The sequence below is a fragment of the Sphingomonas sp. GW821-FHT09B04 genome, from assembly GCF_059418285.1.
In genome coordinates, this window is the sequence record NZ_JBWKPO010000004.1 from 60,961 (window position 1) to 79,831 (window position 18,871).

Below are 18,871 nucleotides of genomic sequence, written 5' to 3' on the forward strand. Positions count from 1 at the left end.
CCATTGGCCGTGACGCCGAGGTGTCTTCGCAAGGGCAGCCTGAATGGATCCCCGCCTTCGCGGGGATGACGGTGTTTGGTGTTGTGCCGACTGAGGGCATCATAGATCCGCTGCGGCGAGCATCGCCGAGCCACCGGCTTCGGCCTCGCTCGCACCGGCGCGCATCATCGCGAACAATTCACGTCCGGTGCCGAGGTCAGGCGGCGGGGCGGCGGCGAGTTCGCGCGCGTCCCATTCGGCCGGGTCGACCAGCGCCTGAAGCACGCCTTCCTCGGCGCACAGGCGGACGACATCGCCGTCGCGCAGCTTGCCGATCGGGCCGCCACCGATCGCCTCGGGCGACAGATGAATCGCTGCGGGCACCTTGCCCGATGCGCCCGACATGCGGCCGTCGGTCACGAGCGCGACGCGGAAGCCCTTGTTCTGGAGCACGCCCAGCGGCGGGGTGAGCTTGTGCAGCTCGGGCATGCCGTTGGCGCGTGGCCCCTGGAAGCGGACGACGACGACGACGTCGCGGTCGAGCTCGCCTGCCTTGAACGCGTCCTGCACCGCCTGCTGGGTGGAGAAGACGCGGCACGGGGCCTCGATCGTCCAGCGATCGCGCTCGACCGCGCTGACCTTGATGCACGCACGGCCGAGATTGCCCGACAGGATGCGGAACCCGCCCTCGTCGGAGAAGGGCGCGTCGATCGTGCGGACGATGCTGTCGTCGCCGCTCTTCTCGCCATGGTCCTTCCAGACGAGCTTGTCGTCCTCGAGCACCGGGTGCTTCACATAGTCGGCGAGGCTGTCGCCTGCGACGGTGAGCGTGTCGCCGTGCAGGATGCCGCCCTTGATCAGCTCGCGGATCACGAAGGTCGGGCCGCCGGCATCCTCGAACCCGTTCACATCGGCCGAGCCGTTGGGATAGACACGGGCGAGGAGGGGGACGACGCGCGACAGGCGGTCGAAATCCTCCCAGTCGATCAGCACGCCGGCGCAGCGCGCGATGGCGGGCAGGTGGATCAGATGGTTGGTCGATCCGCCGGTGGCGAGCAGGACGACGGCAGCGTTGACGATCGCGCGTTCGTCGACGATTTCGCCGATCGGGCGATAGTCGTCGCTGTCCCAGCCGATCTGCGGGAGCCGCTGGACCGCGGCCTTGGTCAACTCCTGGCGCAGCTTCGTGCCCGGATGGATGAAGGCGGCGCCGGGCATGTGCAGGCCCATCGCCTCGACCATCATCTGGTTCGAATTGGCGGTGCCGTAGAAGGTGCAGGTGCCCTTGCCGTGATAGGCGGCGATTTCGGAGTCGAGCAGTTCGTCGCGGCTCGCCTTGCCCTCGGCATAAAGCTCGCGGACGCGGGCCTTCTCCTTGTTGGCGATGCCGGTGGGCATCGCGCCGCCGGGGATCAGCACCATCGGCAGATGGCCGAAACGCAGCGCGCCCATCAACAGGCCCGGCACGATCTTGTCGCAGATGCCGAGCAGCGCCGCGCCTTCGAACGTGTTGTGGCTCAGCGCCACCGCGGTCGACATGGCGATGGTGTCGCGGCTGAACAGCGACAGCTCCATCCCGGCATAGCCCTGGGTCACGCCGTCGCACATCGCGGGCACACCGCCCGCGACCTGCGCGGTGGCGCCGGCCTCGAGCGCCCAGATCTTCATCTGCTCGGGATAGCGGTAATAGGGCGCGTGCGCCGAGAGCATGTCGTTATACGCGGTGACGATGCCGATGTTCATCCGGCGACCGTCCTTCATCAGGTCGCGCTGCTCGTCGGTCCCGGCATAGGCATGGGCGAGGTTGGCGCAGCCGAGGCGTCCACGGCTGCTGCTGCCCGCCTCACGCTGTGCGACCATCAGCGCGTTATACGCGGCGCGGCGCTTCTTCGAGCGGGTGATGATGCGATCGGTGACCGCGGCGATCTCGGGGAGGAGGTTGGTCATGTGCTTACCTGCACGCCTTGTTGTCCGTCATTCCCGCGAAGGCGGGAATCCATTGCGGCTGACGGTGCGGTTCTCTCGAGAAGCCAGCCAGAATGGATCCCCGCCTGTGCGGGGATGACGAAGAATTTAGGGGTGACGGGGAGGAGGTCATCCTTCCAGCCAGTGGACGTCGACGGGCAGTTCGGTCTCGGCGAGCACGCGGCCAATCGGATAGGCGCTCGACGCACCCTGCGCGATGGCGGCTTCAAGCACCTTGCGCTTCTCGGCGCCGGTAATCGCGATCATCAGCGACTTGGCGTTGGCGATCGCCGCGCCCGACAGCGTGACGCGGGCGACAGGAGCCTCGGGCGGCAGCGGATCGGGGAGCACGCCGAGCGCGCGGCGCTCCTTGGGGCCGTTGAGCGCTTCGTCGAAGTCCGGGCCGGGGAAGATCGAGGCGGTGTGCCCGTCTGCGCCCATACCGAGCAGAACCAGATCGAGCGGCCAGTGGAAATCGGCGATACGCGCGTCGGCGGCGCGGCCGGCGGCCTTGTAGTCGTCGGCCTTCTCGCTGACGAGCGGGATGACGCGCGCGCCCTTGGGGATGAAGGTCTTGCCGAGTCCGGTGACGTTCGACAGCGCGTCGCCCAGCGGAACGATGCGATCATCGGTCGGGAGGATCGTCACGCGCTTCCAGTCGATCTTGGCAGCGGCGAGCTTCTCATAGACCGGGGCGGGGGTCTTGCCGCCCGCCAGCGCGATCACTGCACCGCCGCGCGCATCGATCGCGCTTTCGATGATGAAGCCGATGTCACCGGCGAGGGCGTCGACCCACTCCTCGGCTTCCTCATACTCCCACCATTCGATTTCTTCGGCCATTTCAACAACTCCAGCGGGATAGTTCAATATTCAGACGAGGTGTCATTCGTTCCAGGTGACGCCGTCGCGTTCGGTCAGTGCGATGGCGGCGCTCGGGCCCCAGGTGCCGGCGGCATAGGGCTTGGGCTTGACGTCGGCGGTGTCCCAGCCGGCGCGGATCGCGTCGATCCAGGTCCATTGCGCCTCCACCTCGTCGCGGCGCACGAATAAGGTAGGATCGCCTTCGAGCAAGTCCAGCAGCAGACGCTCATAGGCGATGCGGCGGCGGGTGCCGGCAAACTCGTGCTCAAGGCTGAGGTTGAGCGGCACTTCGCGCAGGCGCACGCCCTCGCGGTCGAGGCCCGGCTCCTTGGCCATTACCAGCAGGCGGACATATTCCTCGGGCTGGATGCGGATGATGAGGGTGTTCGACTGGAGCACCCCGCCGCGCTCGGCGAAGATCGAGTGGGGGACGGGCTTGAACTGGACGACGATCTCCGAGCGGCGCTCGGTCATGCGCTTGCCGGTGCGCAGGTAGAAGGGCACGCCCTGCCAGCGCCAATTGTCGACATGCGCCTTGATCGCGACGAAGGTTTCCGCGCGGGAATCCTTGCCGAGTTCTTCGGCATAGCCCGCGACGATCTTTCCGGTCGACGCGCCGCCGGTATATTGGCCGGTGACGGTGAGTTCGCCGGCCTCGCGACCCTCGATCGCGCGGAGCGAACGGAGGACCTTGACCTTCTCGTCACGGATCGAGGTGCCGTCGAACCGGGCAGGGGGCTCCATCGCGATCAGCGCGAGCAGCTGCAGGATATGGTTCTGGACCATGTCGCGCACCGCGCCGACTTCGTCATAATAGCCCGCGCGGCCTTCAAGCCCGACCGTCTCGGAGACGGTGATCTGGACGTGATCAATGCCCGCCGCGTTCCAGATCGGCTCAAACAGCGAATTGCCGAAGCGCAACGCCAGGATGTTCTGGACGGTTTCCTTGCCCAGATAGTGATCGATGCGGAAGGTGCGGTCCTCAGGGAAGACCGACGCCACGGCGTCGTTGATCTCGCGGCTGGTGGGCAGGTCGGTGCCGAGCGGCTTTTCGAGGCCGATGCGGACATTGTTGCCCGCAAGCCCTGCGGAGGCGAGGCCTTTAATCGTCGGCTCGAAGAATTTGGGCGCCGTCGACAGGAAGATGGCGAGGCCCCTCGAGATGTCGCCGAGCTTCTCGGCAAGCGCCGCATAGCCGCCAAGGTCCGATGCATCGAGCTGCTGGTACTGCAGCCGGTCGAGGAACGCGGCGATCGCATCCTTGTCCTTGCGGTCCTCGGGCAGATAGGTGTCGAGCGCCTTCGCTGCGAAGTCACGGAACTCGGCATCTGACAGCGTTGACCGCGCGGTGCCGGTGATCGTCAAATCAGTCGGGAGCAAACCATCGGCGTGGAGGCCGTAGAGCGACGGTATCAGCATCCGCTGCGACAGATCCCCTGTCGCTCCGAACAGCAGCAGTTTGCCGAATGGCTGTCGCATCGATCCTCCCAAACGCGTTGCGCGCCCGCCCTAGCAGCGGATTTCCGGGTTGCGAAGCGCCTTGCGCTTTATCGGCCTAAAGTAAGAGGCCGGATCGGCCTAAAGCACCAATCCGGCGGTCTGATCGAACCCGGCCATGATGTTCAGGTTCTGCACCGCCGCACCGCCCGCGCCCTTGCCGAGATTGTCGAGCGTGGCGATCAGCCGCGCCTGACCGCGCTCGGCATTACCGAACACGCGGATGGTCAGGCGATCGGTGCCCGCGTCATCCTCGACCCGCACCAGCGAGACATCGTCGCCGGGCAGTACCCGCACGATCGGTGAGTCGCGATAGGCGTCGGCGAGGACCTGCTCGATCTGCGCCGGCGCTGGCTTGCGCGGCAGCATCTGGAGCGGGAGCGGCACCTCGATCAGCATCCCGCGATAGGACCGCGCGACGGCCGGCTGAAAGATCGGCGCGTGGTCGATGCGCGCGTGCTTCTGCATCTCGGGCAGATGCTTGTGCTCGAGGTTGAGGCCATAGGCGCGGAAGCCGGTCGGCTCGCTGCCGTTCTCGAACTCGGCGATCATCGATTTGCCGCCGCCCGAATAGCCCGACGCGCCGCCGGCGGTGAGCACCCAGTCAGGCGGGATCAGGCCTGCGCGCACCAGCGGGCGCACGAGCGCAAGGAAGCCGGTGGGCCAGCAGCCGGGGTTGCTGACATAGCGCGCCTCGGCGATCGCCGCGGCCTGTGCCGGCTCCAGCTCGGCGAAGCCATAGGTCCAGCCGTCGGCCACGCGATGCGCGGTCGACGCGTCGATCACGCGCGTGGTGTCATTCGCGATCAGCTCGACCGCTTCGCGCGCAGCGTCGTCGGGCAGGCAGAGAATGACGAAATCGGCGCTGTTGAGCGCTTCGGCGCGCTTGCCGGCGTCCTTGCGGTCGGCATCGTCGAGCGTGATCAGTGCGATTTCGCTGCGTGTCGCCAGCCGCTCGCGGATTTCGAGACCCGTGGTGCCTGCGGCACCGTCGATGAAGACGCTGACGCTCATGCCGCCGCCTTCAGTTGTGCTGCATCGACATAGCCGACCAGCCCCGAACCCGGCGCACTGCCCCAGGCATTGCCCGCGGACAGTTCGAGCACTTCGAATACGTCGCCCTCGCCCAACTGCGCCAGCACTTCGGCATCGGATTCCTTGGCGGCGCGCAACGATACCGCCGCGGTCACGAGATAAGTGACGGGGGCGGCGTAATGGGGCGCGAAGACACGGTCGGCGAGCCGCACGTCGGCCAGGTCCCGACGCGCCGCATCGGTGCGCGGGTCGATGCGCACCGAGCGGCCGGTCAGCGCGAATCGGCTACGCGTGATGCTTGACTGGCTGTCCGGCGTGGCTGTCGCCGGTAACGAATTGCCCGAATTCTGCAAGAAACTCCGCCCCTTCAGGTGTGCGTGCGACGAAGATGTTCCGCTTATCGGTTTCGTCGCGCTGACGGCGCAGATAGCCGAGGGCACCCAGTCTGTTCAAGGCGCGCGTCACAACGGGCTTGGAGACGTTGAGCGCCTTCGCCAATCCGCGCACCGTATGCGGGCCTGAATCGAGGTAGACGAGCAGCATCAGCGCCATCTGCCGGTTGGTGAGATCGGGTTCGCCTGACCGGACATAGTCGATCAGCGTATTCTTCCAGTTATATAGCGACTGGTCGCTCATGGCGTTCATCGCATGGCACTCATTTTTAGTTACAGGCCCGCAAGGAACCGGGCTTTCCGGGGCATTAACGCCCCGAAGGCCCGCTGGTTTCAGTGCTGCGCCGAAATGTTCCGGATATGTGACATTCCCTGTTGAAAACTGCGCCCCCCGCGCATGCCAGCACCGCTATGATGCCACCATCAGATGGCAGGGGGGTTGGGTGAATGAGGCCGGACTTCCAAAATAGAGCGTCCCTGGGCGGTTGATCGCGGCGCAGACCTCCCCTATGTCGCCGCTTTCCTGCGAAAGACCGACATGCTGTTCACCTTCCTCCTCGTCGTCCATGCCATCATCGCCTCGCTGCTCGTGGTCGTGATCCTGATGCAGAAGTCCGAAGGCGGCGGCCTTACCACGGGCGGAAGCCCGTCCGGACTGATGTCGGCGCGTGGTGCGGCGAATTTCCTGACCCGCGCGACCGCGATTCTGGCGACCCTGTTCATCGCAATGAGCATCGCGCTTGCTGCGCTCGCGGCGACTCAGGGGGCAGGGACGATCGACACCAGCCGTATCGTCACGCCCGCGCAGACCGCACCGGCACCCGGCACTGGCCCGGCTCCGGTGACTCAGCCGGCCACTGCGCCAGTGGCTCCGGCCGATAACAGCGCGGTTCCGCTCGCCAAGTAAGCGGGCTTTCAACGCAACTTTTTTTGGCAGCGTCCGGAGTCGGGCGCTTGCCCTCACTCGTGCATAAAGGCTAGTCGGTGACTCCCATGACGCGGTATATTTTCATCACCGGCGGCGTGGTCTCCTCGCTTGGCAAAGGCCTGATGGCGGCAAGCCTCGCCGCGCTCCTTCAGGCGCGCGGCTACACGGTCCGCATCCGGAAGTTCGATCCTTATCTCAACGTCGATCCGGGCACGATGAGCCCGTACCAGCACGGCGAAGTCTATGTGACTGACGACGGGGCGGAAACCGATCTCGACCTTGGCCATTACGAGCGCTTTACCGGCGTTGCTTCGCGCCAGTCGGACAACATCACCTCGGGCCGGATCTACAAGACGATCATCGAGCGTGAGCGCCGGGGCGACTATCTCGGCGCGACGGTGCAGGTGATCCCGCACGTCACCGATGCGATCAAGGATTTCGCGCAGGCCGAAACCGAAGGTCTCGATTTCGTGCTGTGCGAGATTGGCGGCACCGTCGGCGACATCGAATCGCTGCCGTTCATCGAGGCGATCCGCCAGCTCAAGAACGAGCTTGGCCGCGGCCGTTCGATCAGTGTGCATGTGACTCTGGTGCCGTACATTGCCGCCGCGGGCGAACTGAAGACCAAGCCGACCCAGCATAGCGTGCGTGAGCTCGCATCGCTCGGCGTGCAGCCCGACGTGCTGGTGTGCCGCGCCGAAAAGCCGCTGCCTGCAGGCGAGCGCGCCAAGATTGCTCAATTCTGCAACGTACCCGCGAGCGCGGTCATCCCCGCGCTGGACGCGCCGAGCATCTATGCGGTGCCGCTGCAATATCATGCCGAGGGGCTGGACGGCGAAGTGCTGCGCGCCTTCGGGATCGAGCCGGGCCCGAACCCGGATCTGAGCCGCTGGACCGAGATCACCGACCGCCTGTTCAACCCCGAGGGCGAAGTGACGGTGGGCGTGGTCGGCAAATATGTCGGCCTGCCGGATGCGTACAAATCGTTGAACGAAGCGCTGGTCCATGGCGGCATCGCCAACCGCGTGAAGGTCAATATCCGCTGGATCGACGCCGAGCTGTTCGAGAATGGCGACGATTCCGAAGTCGCGGCGAATCTGGAGGCGTGCCACGCCATCCTCGTCCCCGGCGCGTTCGGATCGCGCGGCGCCGAGGGCAAGATTGCCAGCGTCCGCTTTGCGCGTGAGCGCAAGGTGCCGTATTTCGGCATCTGCTTCGGCATGCAGATGGCGTGCGTCGAAGGCGCACGGAATGTGGCCGGAATCGCGGGCGCATCCTCGACTGAGTTCGGTGCGACGCAGGAGCCGGTCGTCGGAATCATCACCGAGTGGATGAGCAGCGACGGCATCGAGAAGCGCGAAGAGGGCGGCGATCTGGGCGGCACGATGCGGCTTGGCGCTTACCCTGCGAAGCTGGCAGGCAATTCGGTCGTCGGTTCGATCTATGGCTCGGAAGAGATCAGCGAGCGCCATCGTCACCGCTATGAGGTGAACACCGGCTATCGCGACGCGCTGGAGCAGGGGGGCCTCGTCTTCTCGGGCATGTCGCCTGACGGGATGCTGCCCGAAATCGTCGAACGGCCCGACCATCCGTGGTTTGTCGGCGTCCAGTTCCACCCGGAGCTGAAATCCAAGCCGTTCGACCCGCATCCGCTGTTCGCGAGCTTCATCGAAGCCGCGGTGCGTCAGTCCCGCCTGGTCTGACCTGGCCCCGCCGTTCGCGGCGGGCGTGATCTAGCCCCGCCGTTCGCGGCGGGCGAGGGCGATGGCACCGACTGTGCAGGCGCCGAACAATGTGCCTTCCAGAGTCGCCGACAGCGCCAGACTGATCGGGCCGAATCCGGCCTCGCCCAGCAGCGCCCCGATCTGATCGAGGCGCAGGCGCGAATTGGGGAATTGTCCTGCCAGCAGCGCGAGGCTTCCTGCCAGCAAACGTCCGCCGATCAGCGCGGTGAGCAGCCCGGCCGCGCCACCGGCAAGTCCGCCCAGGGCTGCGGCACGGCGGAAGCGCGGCGGGCCGCGGCGATGCGCGAGCCAGATGCCGAGCCCTACGCCACCGCCGAGCAACGCGCCCTCCAACCCGCCGGTGATGTCGCCGGGCGACTGGCCGAGCAGCAGCGAAAAGGCATCGAGCCCGAGCATCTTGCCCAGCGCACCCACGACAAGGCCGCCCGCGGCGCCCCCGACGATGCTCCAGCGCCACGGGCGTTCCGACAGCGCATTGGCCGCGGCGATGCCGATGCTCACACCTGCGCCGCCGACGGTAGCGAGCAGGATGGTCACGCTGAGCAGGACCAGCAGCACCGACGCTGCGCCCATGCCTGCCTGCAATGGCTGGGCCGCGCCGGCGAAGCCATAGATCAGTCCGCCGATCAGCCCGGCGATCGCGCCGCCAAGGATCCCGAACCCAGCGGTGAGCGCAGCCTCGTCCCAGCGGTGCGGAAGCGCGGGGAGGGGCTCGGGCGGAAGGGCGGGAGTCCCCGCGTCGACTGTGGCGATGAAGCGATAGCCGTGCTTGGGTACCGTTTCGATGAAGCGCGGACGGGTCGCGTCGTCGCCAAGCTGCCGCCGCAGCGTGCGGATGCACTGGGTCAGCGCCTCATCGGTGACGGGAACGCCGCGCCAGATCTCCGCCATGAAGCGGTCCTTGGAGATAAGCTGGCCGGGTTCACTTACCAGCAGGACGAGTGCGTCGAGGTAACGGGCGTTGAGTTCGACCGTCGCGCCGTCGCGCATCAGCTGGCGGTTGGCCGGGTCGAGGTGGAAGTCTTCGAAGCGGAAGCCGGTGGCGGCCATATCTTATGTGAAGCCTCCCGTGCCCGATGCGCGCTCAACCGATGCCTCACTGCCGCGGGTGAGGCAAGGCGGCGATCTGTCGCGCCTGCGCAACGATCAGCCGGTTTGCGTCCCCGGCGCCGTTGTCCGCCCACGCCGATGCGCTAGCGCACGGAGCAACGGAAAAAGGGGGAAGCGTTTGAGACAGGCCATATTTTGCGGTGCCATGGCGGCATTGACTTTATCCGCGTGCGGGAATGCCGCGCCGCAACCGCAGGCGACGCCCGCGGCAACAGGCACCCCCGCTCAACGCGGCGGAGGGCAGCCCTATGAATTGCTGGGGACCGAAGTCTGGGACGTGCCCGACCCGGCGACCGGCCGCACCTATCAGCTCTTCGTCAACCTGCCGCCCTCCTATGGCAAGCAACCCGAGCGCCGCTATCCGGTGCTCTACGTCACCGATGCCGATTATGCCTTTCCGATCATCCGCCAGATTGCGCGCCGGCTGAACGTTGAGGGGCCGAAGATCGAGGAGTTTATCCTGATCGGCATTTCCTATGCCAAGGGTGACGATGGCGTTGCCAGCCGGCGGCGCGATTATACACCCACGCCCAACGGGCCAAGCGACACGCCCGCGGGAACGAAACATGGCGAGGCGACGGCGCATCAGGTCTGGTTGCGCGACCGGGCGCTGCCGTTCGTCACTGGCCGTTATCGCACCGCGCCGGGCAGGAATATCCTGCTCGGTCATAGCTATGGTGCGCTGCTCGCCGCGCAGATCCTGTTGAGTGAGCCGGAGATGTTCGGCGGCTATGTGCTGGGGAGTCCGTCACTCTGGTTTGACAAGCGCCACATGTTCGGAGTCGAGGCTGCCTATGCCGCGAAGCATCGCGACCTGAAGGCGAGCGTCTTCATGTACACCGGCGAATATGAGGCGATCCGCAAGGGCGATGCGCGGTTTAACCAGGAAACCGACCTGGTCGCTGACAGCCGCGCCTTTGCTGACGCGCTGCGTAAGCGCGGCTATCCGGGGCTGGTGCTGAAGGACGAGGTGCTCAACGACGAAGACCATGTCTCGGTCGCTCCGCGCGGCTTCACGCGCGCGCTGAAGGTCCTGCTGTCGTTGCAGAAATAGAAAGGGCGCCCGGACCAGTGTCCGGACGCCCGCATGGGGCGGCGCGCAAGGGGTGGGGCACGCCGTCCTCTGGGTTTGCGGCGGCTTAGCCGACCGAGCGGTGCTCGATCGCGGCCCCGTCGCCGTCTTCGCCACCGGTTCCGATAGCGATCTTCTTGGGCTTCATCGCCTCAGGCACTTCGCGCACGAGCACGATCACGAGCAGGCCGTCATTGAGGTCGGCGCTGTCGACACGGACGAAGTCCGCCAGCTCGAAGCGGCGCTCGAACCCGCGATTGGCGATGCCGAGATGCAGCATCTGCGCGGTTTCATTGTCCTGCGATTCGATCTTCTTGCCGGCGACCAGCAACAGGTTCTGCTGCGCGGTGATCTCGATCTCGTTCGGCTTGAAGCCGGCGACGGCGATCGTGATGCGATACTGGTCGTCGGAGATCCGCTCAAGGTTGAATGGGGGGTAGTTCTCGCTGCCCGACTGGCGTGCGGTCGTTTCGAGCATGTCGAAGAGCCGGTCGAAGCCGATTGCGGAGCGGCGGAAAGGGGTGAGATCGATCTGACGCATAGTCTGAATCCTCCAGTGAGCAATTTCAACGTCTTGCGGCCTCCAGCTGAGCTGCGATGCCAAGTCTGCCCGGCCCCGAAGGCACCGTGCAACGCTGATTTGGGAAGCCGGTGACAGGTTTCAAGGGCGCGGCGAAATGTGCGTCGATCGCGATATAAAGCCCATCAAACAGGTGGGAATAGAATCGCTTTCTGGCTAAACCCCATCAACCTAGTGGAGTTTAATGCAACACCACAGGGGGAGCCATAAAGTGAGCCTGACTGCATTTTCCGTCCTGCTGCTCGCCAGCACATCACCGGCCGCGCTGGCCGATACGCCGGCTGCGCCCGCCGTCGAGAACGTCGCGCCCGAGGGCAGCGAAGGCGAAGGCGATCCCGCGGCGTCGGGCGAGATCATCGTCACCGGCCGCCGCCGTCAGGAAACCGCGCAGGAAGTGCCGGTGGCGATCACTGTGCTGAGCGCGGGTCAGATCGACTCGACCGGCAATTTCAACGTCGGTAAACTTCAGCAGCTGACCCCGACGCTGCAATTCTATTCGTCCAACCCGCGCAACTCGGCGGTCAACATCCGTGGCCTTGGCGCGCCGTTCGGGCTGACCAGCGACGGGTTCGAGCAGGGCGTCGGCATCTATATCGACGACGTCTATTACGCCCGCGCTGCGTCCTCGACCTTCGACTTCCTCGACATTGCCCAGATCGAAGTGCTGCGCGGTCCGCAGGGCACGCTCTACGGCAAGAACACCACCGCGGGCGCGATCAACATCACCACCAACCAGCCGACTTTCGATTTCGAGGGCAAGGCCGAGCTGACCGTCGGCAACCTCAACTTCAAGCAGTTCAAGGGTGCGATTTCCGGCCCGATCACCGACACGCTCGCCGCTCGCCTTGCCATCTCCTCGACCAGCCGCCGCGGAACGATCTTCAACGTGACCAGCGGCAACTGGATCAACGAGCAGGACAATATCGGCCTGCGCGGGCAGTTGCTGTTCAAGCCGAGCGACAATCTGTCGATCACGCTGTCGGGCGACTTTAGCGAGCAGAACCCCGAGTGCTGCGGCACGGTATTCGTCCGCACCGGCACAACCCAGCGTGCGCTCAACCGGCAATATGCCGCGCTCGCCGCGGCGCAGGGCTATAGCGTGGTCAGCACCAACCCGTTCGACCGGCTGACCGACATCGACGCCAACCTCAATGCCGGAAACAAGATCGGCGGCGCGGCGCTGCGCATCAAATGGGATGTCGGGCCGGGTACGCTGACCTCGATCAGCGCGTGGCGCTTCTGGGACTGGAAGCCCGAGAACGACCGCGACTATACCGGCCTGCCGATCGTCTCGCGATCGCAGAATCCGTCGCAGCACGACCAGTATACCCAGGAATTCCGCTACAATTACCGCGCGAAGAACCTCGGCTTCGTTCTCGGTGCCTTCGCCTTCTACCAGCGGATCGACACGCAGGGCACCGAGCAGCAGGGCGCGGCATCGAGCCGCTGGAACCTGACCAACGCTGGGCAGATTTCGGCCAACATCCTCAACGGCCTCGTCGCGCGCAACACCCAGTATCTCAAGAACACCAGCCTGGCGCTGTTCGGTCAGGTGGACTGGGAGGTGGTGCCGGGCCTGACGATCCAGCCGGGCGCACGGCTCAACTATGACAAGAAGGAAGGCTTTTACGAACGCAAGGTGTTCGATGGGCAGGGCAATCCGGTGCTGTTCGGCCAGACCGATCCGGTCAAGGTCGCGCAGCGCGGCGTGTTCGCACCGCAGCTGAGCGCGCCGACCTTTAGCGACTGGAATTTCAGCTACGATCTGACGCTGAGCTACCAGATCGCGCCGAACGTGCTGGCCTATGGCACCTATGCCAAGACCTTCAAGACCGGCGGCATCAACCAGAACGGCCTGCCGACCGATGCGGCGGGCGTGCCGATCGCCGCGGCAGGATCGATCAAGCCCGAATCGGTCAATCACTGGGAAATCGGCCTCAAGACCCAGTTCTTCGACAAGCGTGCGACGCTCAACCTGTCGGCGTACCGCACCACGATCGACGATTATCAGGCGACAGTGACCAACGGCCAGCTCGGCGTGCTGCGCGGCTATCTCGCCAATGCCGACAAGGTGCGCACGCAGGGGTTCGAGATCGACTTCTCGGCGCGCCCGAGCGAACGGTTCAGCACCTATTTCAACGGCGCCTATACCGACGCCAAATATGTGAAGTTCGTCGACGCGCCGTGCCCGCCCGAACTGTCGGGCGGCACCACGGTGACCGCGGGCCAGACGCCGAGCGCGCCGGGCACCCCGGGCGGCCTCAGCCCCGCCAATTGCGACATTTCGGGATCAGTGCTGCCGGGCGTGTCCAAATGGGCCTTCTCCTACGGCGCTGAGGCCAACGCTCCGGTCTCGCTGTTCGGCAAGGACGGACAGGTCTATCTCGGGATCGACGGCAATTACCGTTCGCGCTTCTCATCCAACCCGTCGCCTTCGGCCTATACCTGGGTGGAGAGCTACGCGCTGACCAACTTCCGCTTCGGGTTCCGCAGCGACCAGTTCGACCTCTATGGCTGGGTCCGCAACGCCTTCGACGTCGAGTATTTCGAACAGCTCACGGTCGGTCCGAGCAACACTGGCCTGATCGTCGGCCAGCCCGGCGATCCGCGAACCTATGGTCTGACCCTCGGGTTCAAATTCTAGGCCCGGACAGACCATGCACGAGACGTATCTGCCCCCGCGATTGACTTTAAGAACAGGCCGGCGCGGGTGACAGATGCCAGGGGAGGGGCCGCAATCAGGCTCCTGCGGTTCCTCCCCGCCCTGATGGGCCGCCAGCGGCGCCATATGGGCCTCCAAAGCGCGATGTGCTGCGCGCCGGCGCTCACGTACCGAAGTACACTGAGCTCCGGTGCTCGCAAATCACACTCTTCGGCTCCATCTGGCACCGCTGGCGGCCCATCAGGCATTTACGGGGGACGCTGAGGAAATTGGGTTCCGGAAACGCGAAACGCCCGGGCCGTTTCCAGCCCGGGCGCCTGCGTGACGATGCCTCGTCAGCCCCCTTGTGGCTTCCTGCCCACGCATCCTTCCGAAGAAGAACGGGACGGGAGAGCCTCCCCGAACCACGGCCATTGCCTGCGCTTCGTGGGGACGTGCTAGGATGGCAGGTGCCGCTTGTCACGGGGCGATGACGTCACCGCTGCGCTTTGCATTCATCCTGTGTTTATTTGGCAACAGCGCGGGTTTGCGCGTATCCGTTACGAATGTGCCGCGGGCCGATGTGGCAACCAAATTCGCTTCTTTGCGAATTTGCAAACACCCCCTAACACGCGCCGATATGCTTCTTTCCCGATATGAGCGGATGATCGCCCGCCGCTACCTCCTGCCCGGGCGGGGGGAGGCGTTCATCTTCCTCGTCGCATCGATCAGCCTGGTCGCGGTGATGCTTGGCGTTGCCGCGCTGGTGATCGTGATGAGCGTGATGAACGGCTTCCGCGCTGAGCTGTTCGACAAGATCACCGGCCTCAACGGTCATGCGGTGGTTCAGGGCTATGGCGGCCAGTTGCGCGACTGGCGCGAGATCGCGGCGCAGGCCCGCAAGACTCCCGGCGTCACCAGCGCCACGCCGCTGATCGAACAGCCGCTGATGGCGAGCTTCCAGGGGCGGGTCGAGGGCGTGCTGGTGCGCGGCATGACGATGCCCGACATCCGCGCCAATCCGACGCTCAACAAGAATGTGCTGGCGGGCGACCTCAAGGGGCTGACACCGGGCTGTGAGTGTATCGCGATCGGGTCGCGGCTCGCCCAGACGCTCGGTGCCGCGCCGGGCAGCAGCGTGTCGTTGCTCAGCCCGCAGGGATTGACCAGCCCGTTCGGCACGGTACCGCGCATCGTCTCCTATCGCGTCGCCGCGATCTTCGAGATCGGCGTCTATGACTATGACAAGGCATTCGTGGTCATGCCGATGGAGGACGCGCAGACGCTACTCCTGATGGGCGACACCGTCGGGATGGTCGAGATCGACACCGACAACCCCGACAGGGTCGGCGACATCCTCGCGCCGCTGGCGAAGCAGGTCGCGGGCGTCGGCCAGCTCACCGACTGGCGCACGCTCAACGCGACGCTGTTCGAGGCGCTGGCGGTCGACCGTCTCGTCACCTTCACCGTGCTGTCGATCCTGATCCTCGTCGCGGTGTTCAACATCCTGTCCTCGCTCATCATGCTGGTGCGCGCCAAGACGCGCGACATCGCGATCCTGCGCACGATGGGGGCAACGCGGAGCGGCCTGATCAAGATCTTCGTGACGGTGGGCACGGTGATCGGATCGCTGGGTATCCTTGCCGGGCTGATCTTCGGCTTCATCGTCCTCTATTTTCGTCAGGGGGTGCTGACCTTCCTTGGCTTCGTCACCGGGCAGGAGATCTGGGATCCCTCGATGCGTTACCTCACCGAACTGCCCGCCAAGACCGATCCGGTCGAGATCGCCGGGATTGCGCTGATGGCGCTGGTGTTCAGCTTCCTTGCCACGCTTTACCCGGCCTTCAAGGCGGCGAGCACCGATCCTGTGCAGGTGCTGCGTTATGAGTGAGCCAGTCCTCCAAACCTCGGGCCTCAAGCGCACCTTCAGCCAGGGCGGGGCGGACATCCATGTCCTGCGCGGCGTCGACCTGACCGTCGGGCAGGGCGAGATCGTCGCGCTGCTCGGCCCCTCCGGCTCGGGCAAGTCGACGCTGTTGCAGGCGGTCGGTCTGCTCGAAGGCGGGTTTGCGGGTTCGATCCGCATCTCGGGCGTCGAGGTCGGCAAGCTCGAAAGCCATGCGCGCACCGTTACGCGGCGCGACAAGCTTGGCTTTGTCTACCAGTTCCACCACTTGCTCCCCGACTTCAACGCGGTCGAGAATGTCGAGCTGCCCCAGCTCATCCAGAACGCCACCCTCGCCGATGCGCGCGCGCGCTCGGAAAGCCTGCTCACAGCACTTGGCCTCGGCGCGCGGCTGACGCACCGGCCGAGCCAGCTGTCGGGCGGCGAGCAGCAGCGCGTCGCGGTCGCCCGCGCGCTCGCCAACCGGCCGGCGCTGGTGCTGGCGGACGAGCCGACCGGCAATCTCGATGAACATACCGCGGATGTTGTGCTCGCCGAATTCCTGCGGCTGGTGCGCGGCGAGGGCGCTGCGGCGCTGATCGCCACGCATAACGAGCGGCTGGCGGCGAAGATGGATCGCGTCGTGCGGCTGCATGAGGGCGTCCTGGAGTGAGCGTCTGGCGCAAGACGCCGACCCTCACGGGCCGGCACGTCACACTGCGCCCGCTCCACCGCAACGATCGTGCTGCGCTCCTCGACGCGTTCGATGGGCTTCAGGTGTTCACCACCTTCGTGCCCGGACCCGCGACGATCGACGGTTGGTATGACCGTCTGGAGGCTGAAACGGCCGCCGGGCGCACACTTCCCTTCACCGTGCTCGACGCGAGCGGTTCTGTCGTCGGCGTCACCCGCTTCATGCGGATGAGCGAGCCGCATCGGCGGGTCGAGATTGGCGGCACGGTCTATGCCCGCCGCGTTCAGCGCACCGGCCTCAATACCGAGGCCAAGCGCCTGCTGCTGACCCACGCGTTCGAGACGCTCGGCGCGAATTGCGTCCAGCTGCGCACCGATTTCCTCAACCACGCCTCGCGCCGCGCGATCGAGCGGCTCGGCGCGCGTCTCGACGGCGTGCTGCGCGGGCATCTGATCCTTGGCGATCATCTGCGCGACAGTGCGGTCTACAGCATTCTCGCGCACGAATGGCCCGGCGTGCGTCGCAACCTCGACCAGTTGATGGCACGCTGAACCCAACGGTTCGCGCGCCCCGTTTTACGCTGCTATGATCGCTGTCTGCCGGTCCGCGTCAGGCCCGGAGCGCAAGGGAGTGAAGGCATGAATCTGACCGATATCCTGTCCCAGACGGGCGGCATCGAATCGATGGCCAGCGAGCTTGGCGTTTCGCCCGACACCGCCAAGGCGGGTGCAGAGGCGTTGCTTCCCGCGATTCTCGGTGGCTTCAAGAAGCAGGCGCAGGGTAGCGGGGGGATCGAGGGGCTGGGCGGGCTGCTCGGCCAGCTCGGCGGCGGCGGACTGTTCGATGCGGTGCTGAATTCCCAACCGACCCCGGTCGATCAGGGCAATGACGTGCTCGGCCAGATCTTCGGATCCAAGGATGTCAGCCGCACCGTTGCGGGTCATGCCTCGGAACAGACCGGCCTCGATTCCGGGCTGCTCAAGAAGATGTTGCCGATTCTTGCGATGCTCGTGGCCGGCTATCTGGCCAAGCAGGGCGGCCAGCAAGGCGAAGGCGGCGGGCTTGGCGGCCTGATCGGGGGAATGCTCGGCGGTGGCGGCGCAGGCGGCCTTGGCGGAGTGCTGGGTAGCGTGCTGGGCGGCGGAAACGCCGGCGGCGGCGCACCGGCTGCGGCGGGCGGTCTTGGCGGTCTCGGCAAGCTCATCGACTTCAACGGCGATGGTAACCCGCTCGACGATATCATCGGCATGGCCGGAAAGCTCACCCGCTGAACCCGCTGGAAGGAAACACGATGGCCGCGATCACCGACATTCCGGTCACCACGCCGGAAGGGACACAGGTCGACCTCACACCCTATGCCGGCAAGGTGCTGCTGATCGTCAACGTCGCATCGAAATGCGGCTTCACCCCGCAATATGAGGGGCTGGAGGCGCTCCATCGCCAGTTCTGGGATCGCGGGTTCGAAGTGCTGGGCTTCCCCTGCAACCAGTTCGGGTCGCAGGAGCCGGGCGACGCGGCGGAGATCGCGAATTTCTGTTCGCTGACCTATGACGTGACCTTCCCGGTATTTGGCAAGATCGACGTCAACGGACCGGATGCGGCGCCGCTCTATCGCTATCTCAAGAAGGCGGCGCCGGGGCTGTTCGGGACCGAGGGGATTAAGTGGAACTTCACCAAGTTCCTGATCGACCGCGACGGCAATGTTGCCGATCGCTACGCCCCGCAGACCAAGCCCGAAGACATCGCTTCGGATATCGAGAAGCTGCTTTGACCGTGCGGGGCAGGGTGGGCTCAGCGGTCATTGTCGGCCTGCTTCTGGCGCTGGCCTCGCCCGGCCATGCTCAGGAAGTGGCGGAACCCGCATCCACCAGCGTCGCCGGCAACTATGTCGCGTCCGAGCGGGAGATGGTCGCCGGGTTGCGGCTGGACAAGGACGGGCGATTCCAGTTCGGTCTGACCGTCGGTTCGCTGGATCAGATGGCACAGGGGCGGTGGAAGGCGGATGGCAATCGGGTCCATTTGACCAGCGACCCCCGCCCGGTCCCGCCGACCGTCAGGGCCGGACGGGTGGAGACGACGAAGCCGGATCAGCCCTTCGCCATTCGCCTGGTCGGACCATCGGGGGACGATGTGCCTGGCGTGGAACTGCGGATCGAGTTCGACACGGGGGAGCCGCTTGAAAGCTATCTTCCCGGTAGCGCCTGGTCTTTGCCGGAGGAGGAGAAGCGTATTCCCCGCTTCATCACTTTCAGCATCCCCTCGCACCGGATCGACTTCCCCCGCCTGCCACTCGATGCCCGGCCCGGCACGACGGCGATATTCGATCTCACCCCCAATGATTTCGGCGTGGCGGACATGACCGATGCGGTGGTGACGGTGGACGACGGTACGCTGACGCTGACCTACACATTGGGGACGCTGCGGATGAAGCGGCGCGCGGACGACTAGCCCGACGCAGACGTGCGATTAGCTGTGGAAAACCCCGCC

Annotated in this window: 18 protein-coding genes; 10 read left to right on the plus strand and 8 right to left on the minus strand. The window is 65.6% G+C overall.

Going from position 1 to position 18,871, the window contains the following annotated elements; genetic code table 11:
- Positions 1-99 precede the first annotated feature (99 nt).
- The 6 genes from edd to AC07NK_RS13205 form a co-directional block, all read right to left on the minus strand.
- Complete coding sequence (gene edd / locus AC07NK_RS13180) at positions 100-1,926, minus strand: phosphogluconate dehydratase (protein ID WP_495171057.1); 1,827 nt, start codon at positions 1,924-1,926, stop codon at positions 100-102.
- 147 nt (positions 1,927-2,073) lie between these two features.
- Entirely contained in the window at positions 2,074-2,784 is a 711-nt protein-coding gene (pgl, locus tag AC07NK_RS13185; RefSeq protein WP_495171058.1) for a 6-phosphogluconolactonase, read from the minus strand.
- A gap of 42 nt (positions 2,785-2,826) precedes the next feature.
- Positions 2,827-4,284: a glucose-6-phosphate dehydrogenase gene (gene zwf, locus AC07NK_RS13190; protein WP_495171059.1), complete on the minus strand. Its 1,458-nt coding sequence runs from the start codon at positions 4,282-4,284 to the stop codon at positions 2,827-2,829.
- Between the two features lie 99 nt (positions 4,285-4,383).
- Entirely contained in the window at positions 4,384-5,316 is a 933-nt protein-coding gene (gene argC, locus AC07NK_RS13195; RefSeq protein WP_495171060.1) for an N-acetyl-gamma-glutamyl-phosphate reductase, read from the minus strand.
- A complete protein-coding gene (locus tag AC07NK_RS13200) occupies positions 5,313-5,597 on the minus strand; it encodes an SH3 domain-containing protein (protein WP_495171061.1) in 285 nt (94 codons plus the stop codon). Before AC07NK_RS13200 ends, argC begins: the two co-directional genes overlap by 4 nt.
- A gap of 25 nt (positions 5,598-5,622) precedes the next feature.
- Positions 5,623-5,982, minus strand: a complete 360-nt coding sequence (locus tag AC07NK_RS13205; RefSeq protein WP_495171062.1) for a MarR family transcriptional regulator — start codon at positions 5,980-5,982, stop codon at positions 5,623-5,625.
- Positions 5,983-6,267: 285 nt separating this feature from the next.
- Between AC07NK_RS13205 and secG the strand changes: the two genes are divergently transcribed.
- Together secG and pyrG are read left to right on the plus strand one after the other, a co-directional pair.
- Positions 6,268-6,636, plus strand: coding sequence for a preprotein translocase subunit SecG (gene secG / locus AC07NK_RS13210; protein WP_495171063.1), 369 nt, complete (start codon positions 6,268-6,270; stop codon positions 6,634-6,636).
- A gap of 86 nt (positions 6,637-6,722) precedes the next feature.
- Positions 6,723-8,360 (plus strand): CTP synthase, encoded by a 1,638-nt coding sequence (pyrG, locus tag AC07NK_RS13215; RefSeq protein WP_495171064.1) that lies wholly within the window; start codon positions 6,723-6,725, stop codon positions 8,358-8,360.
- Between the two features lie 30 nt (positions 8,361-8,390).
- Here pyrG and AC07NK_RS13220 read toward each other — a convergent pair whose 3' ends face one another.
- Complete coding sequence (locus AC07NK_RS13220; RefSeq protein WP_495171065.1) at positions 8,391-9,452, minus strand: winged helix-turn-helix domain-containing protein; 1,062 nt, start codon at positions 9,450-9,452, stop codon at positions 8,391-8,393.
- Between the two features lie 214 nt (positions 9,453-9,666).
- On the opposite strand from AC07NK_RS13220, the gene AC07NK_RS13225 reads away from it, so the two are divergent.
- A complete protein-coding gene (locus AC07NK_RS13225) occupies positions 9,667-10,566 on the plus strand; it encodes an alpha/beta hydrolase (RefSeq protein ID WP_495171066.1) in 900 nt (299 codons plus the stop codon).
- An 85-nt stretch (positions 10,567-10,651) separates the two neighbouring features.
- On the opposite strand, the gene AC07NK_RS13230 is transcribed toward AC07NK_RS13225, so the two are convergent.
- A complete protein-coding gene (locus AC07NK_RS13230; protein ID WP_495171067.1) occupies positions 10,652-11,125 on the minus strand; it encodes an Hsp20 family protein in 474 nt (157 codons plus the stop codon).
- Positions 11,126-11,381: 256 nt separating this feature from the next.
- Between AC07NK_RS13230 and AC07NK_RS13235 the strand changes: the two genes are divergently transcribed.
- The 7 genes from AC07NK_RS13235 (at position 11,382) to AC07NK_RS13265 (ending at position 18,832) form a co-directional block, all read left to right on the plus strand.
- Complete coding sequence (locus AC07NK_RS13235) at positions 11,382-13,808, plus strand: TonB-dependent receptor (RefSeq protein WP_495171562.1); 2,427 nt, start codon at positions 11,382-11,384, stop codon at positions 13,806-13,808.
- Between the two features lie 637 nt (positions 13,809-14,445).
- Positions 14,446-15,696 carry a lipoprotein-releasing ABC transporter permease subunit gene (locus AC07NK_RS13240; protein ID WP_495171068.1) on the plus strand — a complete coding sequence of 417 codons (1,251 nt, stop codon included), beginning with the start codon at positions 14,446-14,448 and terminating at the stop codon, positions 15,694-15,696.
- Positions 15,689-16,363, plus strand: coding sequence for an ABC transporter ATP-binding protein (locus AC07NK_RS13245; protein WP_495171069.1), 675 nt, complete (start codon positions 15,689-15,691; stop codon positions 16,361-16,363). The genes AC07NK_RS13240 and AC07NK_RS13245 overlap by 8 nt, the downstream gene beginning before the upstream one ends.
- The gene (locus AC07NK_RS13250; RefSeq protein WP_495171070.1) at positions 16,360-16,935 is read left to right on the plus strand and encodes a GNAT family N-acetyltransferase; all 576 of its coding nucleotides are present in this window, start codon (positions 16,360-16,362) and stop codon (positions 16,933-16,935) included. Before AC07NK_RS13245 ends, AC07NK_RS13250 begins: the two co-directional genes overlap by 4 nt.
- An 87-nt stretch (positions 16,936-17,022) precedes the next feature.
- Entirely contained in the window at positions 17,023-17,655 is a 633-nt protein-coding gene (locus AC07NK_RS13255) for a DUF937 domain-containing protein (RefSeq protein WP_495171071.1), read from the plus strand.
- 20 nt (positions 17,656-17,675) lie between these two features.
- Positions 17,676-18,155 (plus strand): glutathione peroxidase, encoded by a 480-nt coding sequence (locus AC07NK_RS13260; protein ID WP_495171072.1) that lies wholly within the window; start codon positions 17,676-17,678, stop codon positions 18,153-18,155.
- Positions 18,156-18,157: 2 nt separating this feature from the next.
- Positions 18,158-18,832: a hypothetical protein gene (locus AC07NK_RS13265; RefSeq protein WP_495171073.1), complete on the plus strand. Its 675-nt coding sequence runs from the start codon at positions 18,158-18,160 to the stop codon at positions 18,830-18,832.
- The last annotated feature ends 39 nt before the right edge of the window (positions 18,833-18,871 follow it).

Bases quoted from the DNA above. Each gene is read 5' to 3' on its own strand.
- edd (WP_495171057.1), bottom strand. From the start codon at position 1,926: ATGACCAACCTCCTCCCCGAGATCGCCGCGGTCACCGATCGCATCATC.
- AC07NK_RS13220 (WP_495171065.1), bottom strand. From the start codon at position 9,452: ATGGCCGCCACCGGCTTCCGCTTCGAAGACTTCCACCTCGACCCGGCC.
- AC07NK_RS13230 (WP_495171067.1), bottom strand. From the start codon at position 11,125: ATGCGTCAGATCGATCTCACCCCTTTCCGCCGCTCCGCAATCGGCTTC.
- AC07NK_RS13245 (WP_495171069.1), top strand. From the start codon at position 15,689: ATGAGTGAGCCAGTCCTCCAAACCTCGGGCCTCAAGCGCACCTTCAGC.
- AC07NK_RS13255 (WP_495171071.1), top strand. From the start codon at position 17,023: ATGAATCTGACCGATATCCTGTCCCAGACGGGCGGCATCGAATCGATG.
- argC (WP_495171060.1), bottom strand. From the start codon at position 5,316: ATGAGCGTCAGCGTCTTCATCGACGGTGCCGCAGGCACCACGGGTCTC.
- secG (WP_495171063.1), top strand. From the start codon at position 6,268: ATGCTGTTCACCTTCCTCCTCGTCGTCCATGCCATCATCGCCTCGCTG.
- pyrG (WP_495171064.1), top strand. From the start codon at position 6,723: ATGACGCGGTATATTTTCATCACCGGCGGCGTGGTCTCCTCGCTTGGC.
- zwf (WP_495171059.1), bottom strand. From the start codon at position 4,284: ATGCGACAGCCATTCGGCAAACTGCTGCTGTTCGGAGCGACAGGGGAT.
- AC07NK_RS13205 (WP_495171062.1), bottom strand. From the start codon at position 5,982: ATGAACGCCATGAGCGACCAGTCGCTATATAACTGGAAGAATACGCTG.
- pgl (WP_495171058.1), bottom strand. From the start codon at position 2,784: ATGGCCGAAGAAATCGAATGGTGGGAGTATGAGGAAGCCGAGGAGTGG.
- AC07NK_RS13240 (WP_495171068.1), top strand. From the start codon at position 14,446: ATGCTTCTTTCCCGATATGAGCGGATGATCGCCCGCCGCTACCTCCTG.
- AC07NK_RS13260 (WP_495171072.1), top strand. From the start codon at position 17,676: ATGGCCGCGATCACCGACATTCCGGTCACCACGCCGGAAGGGACACAG.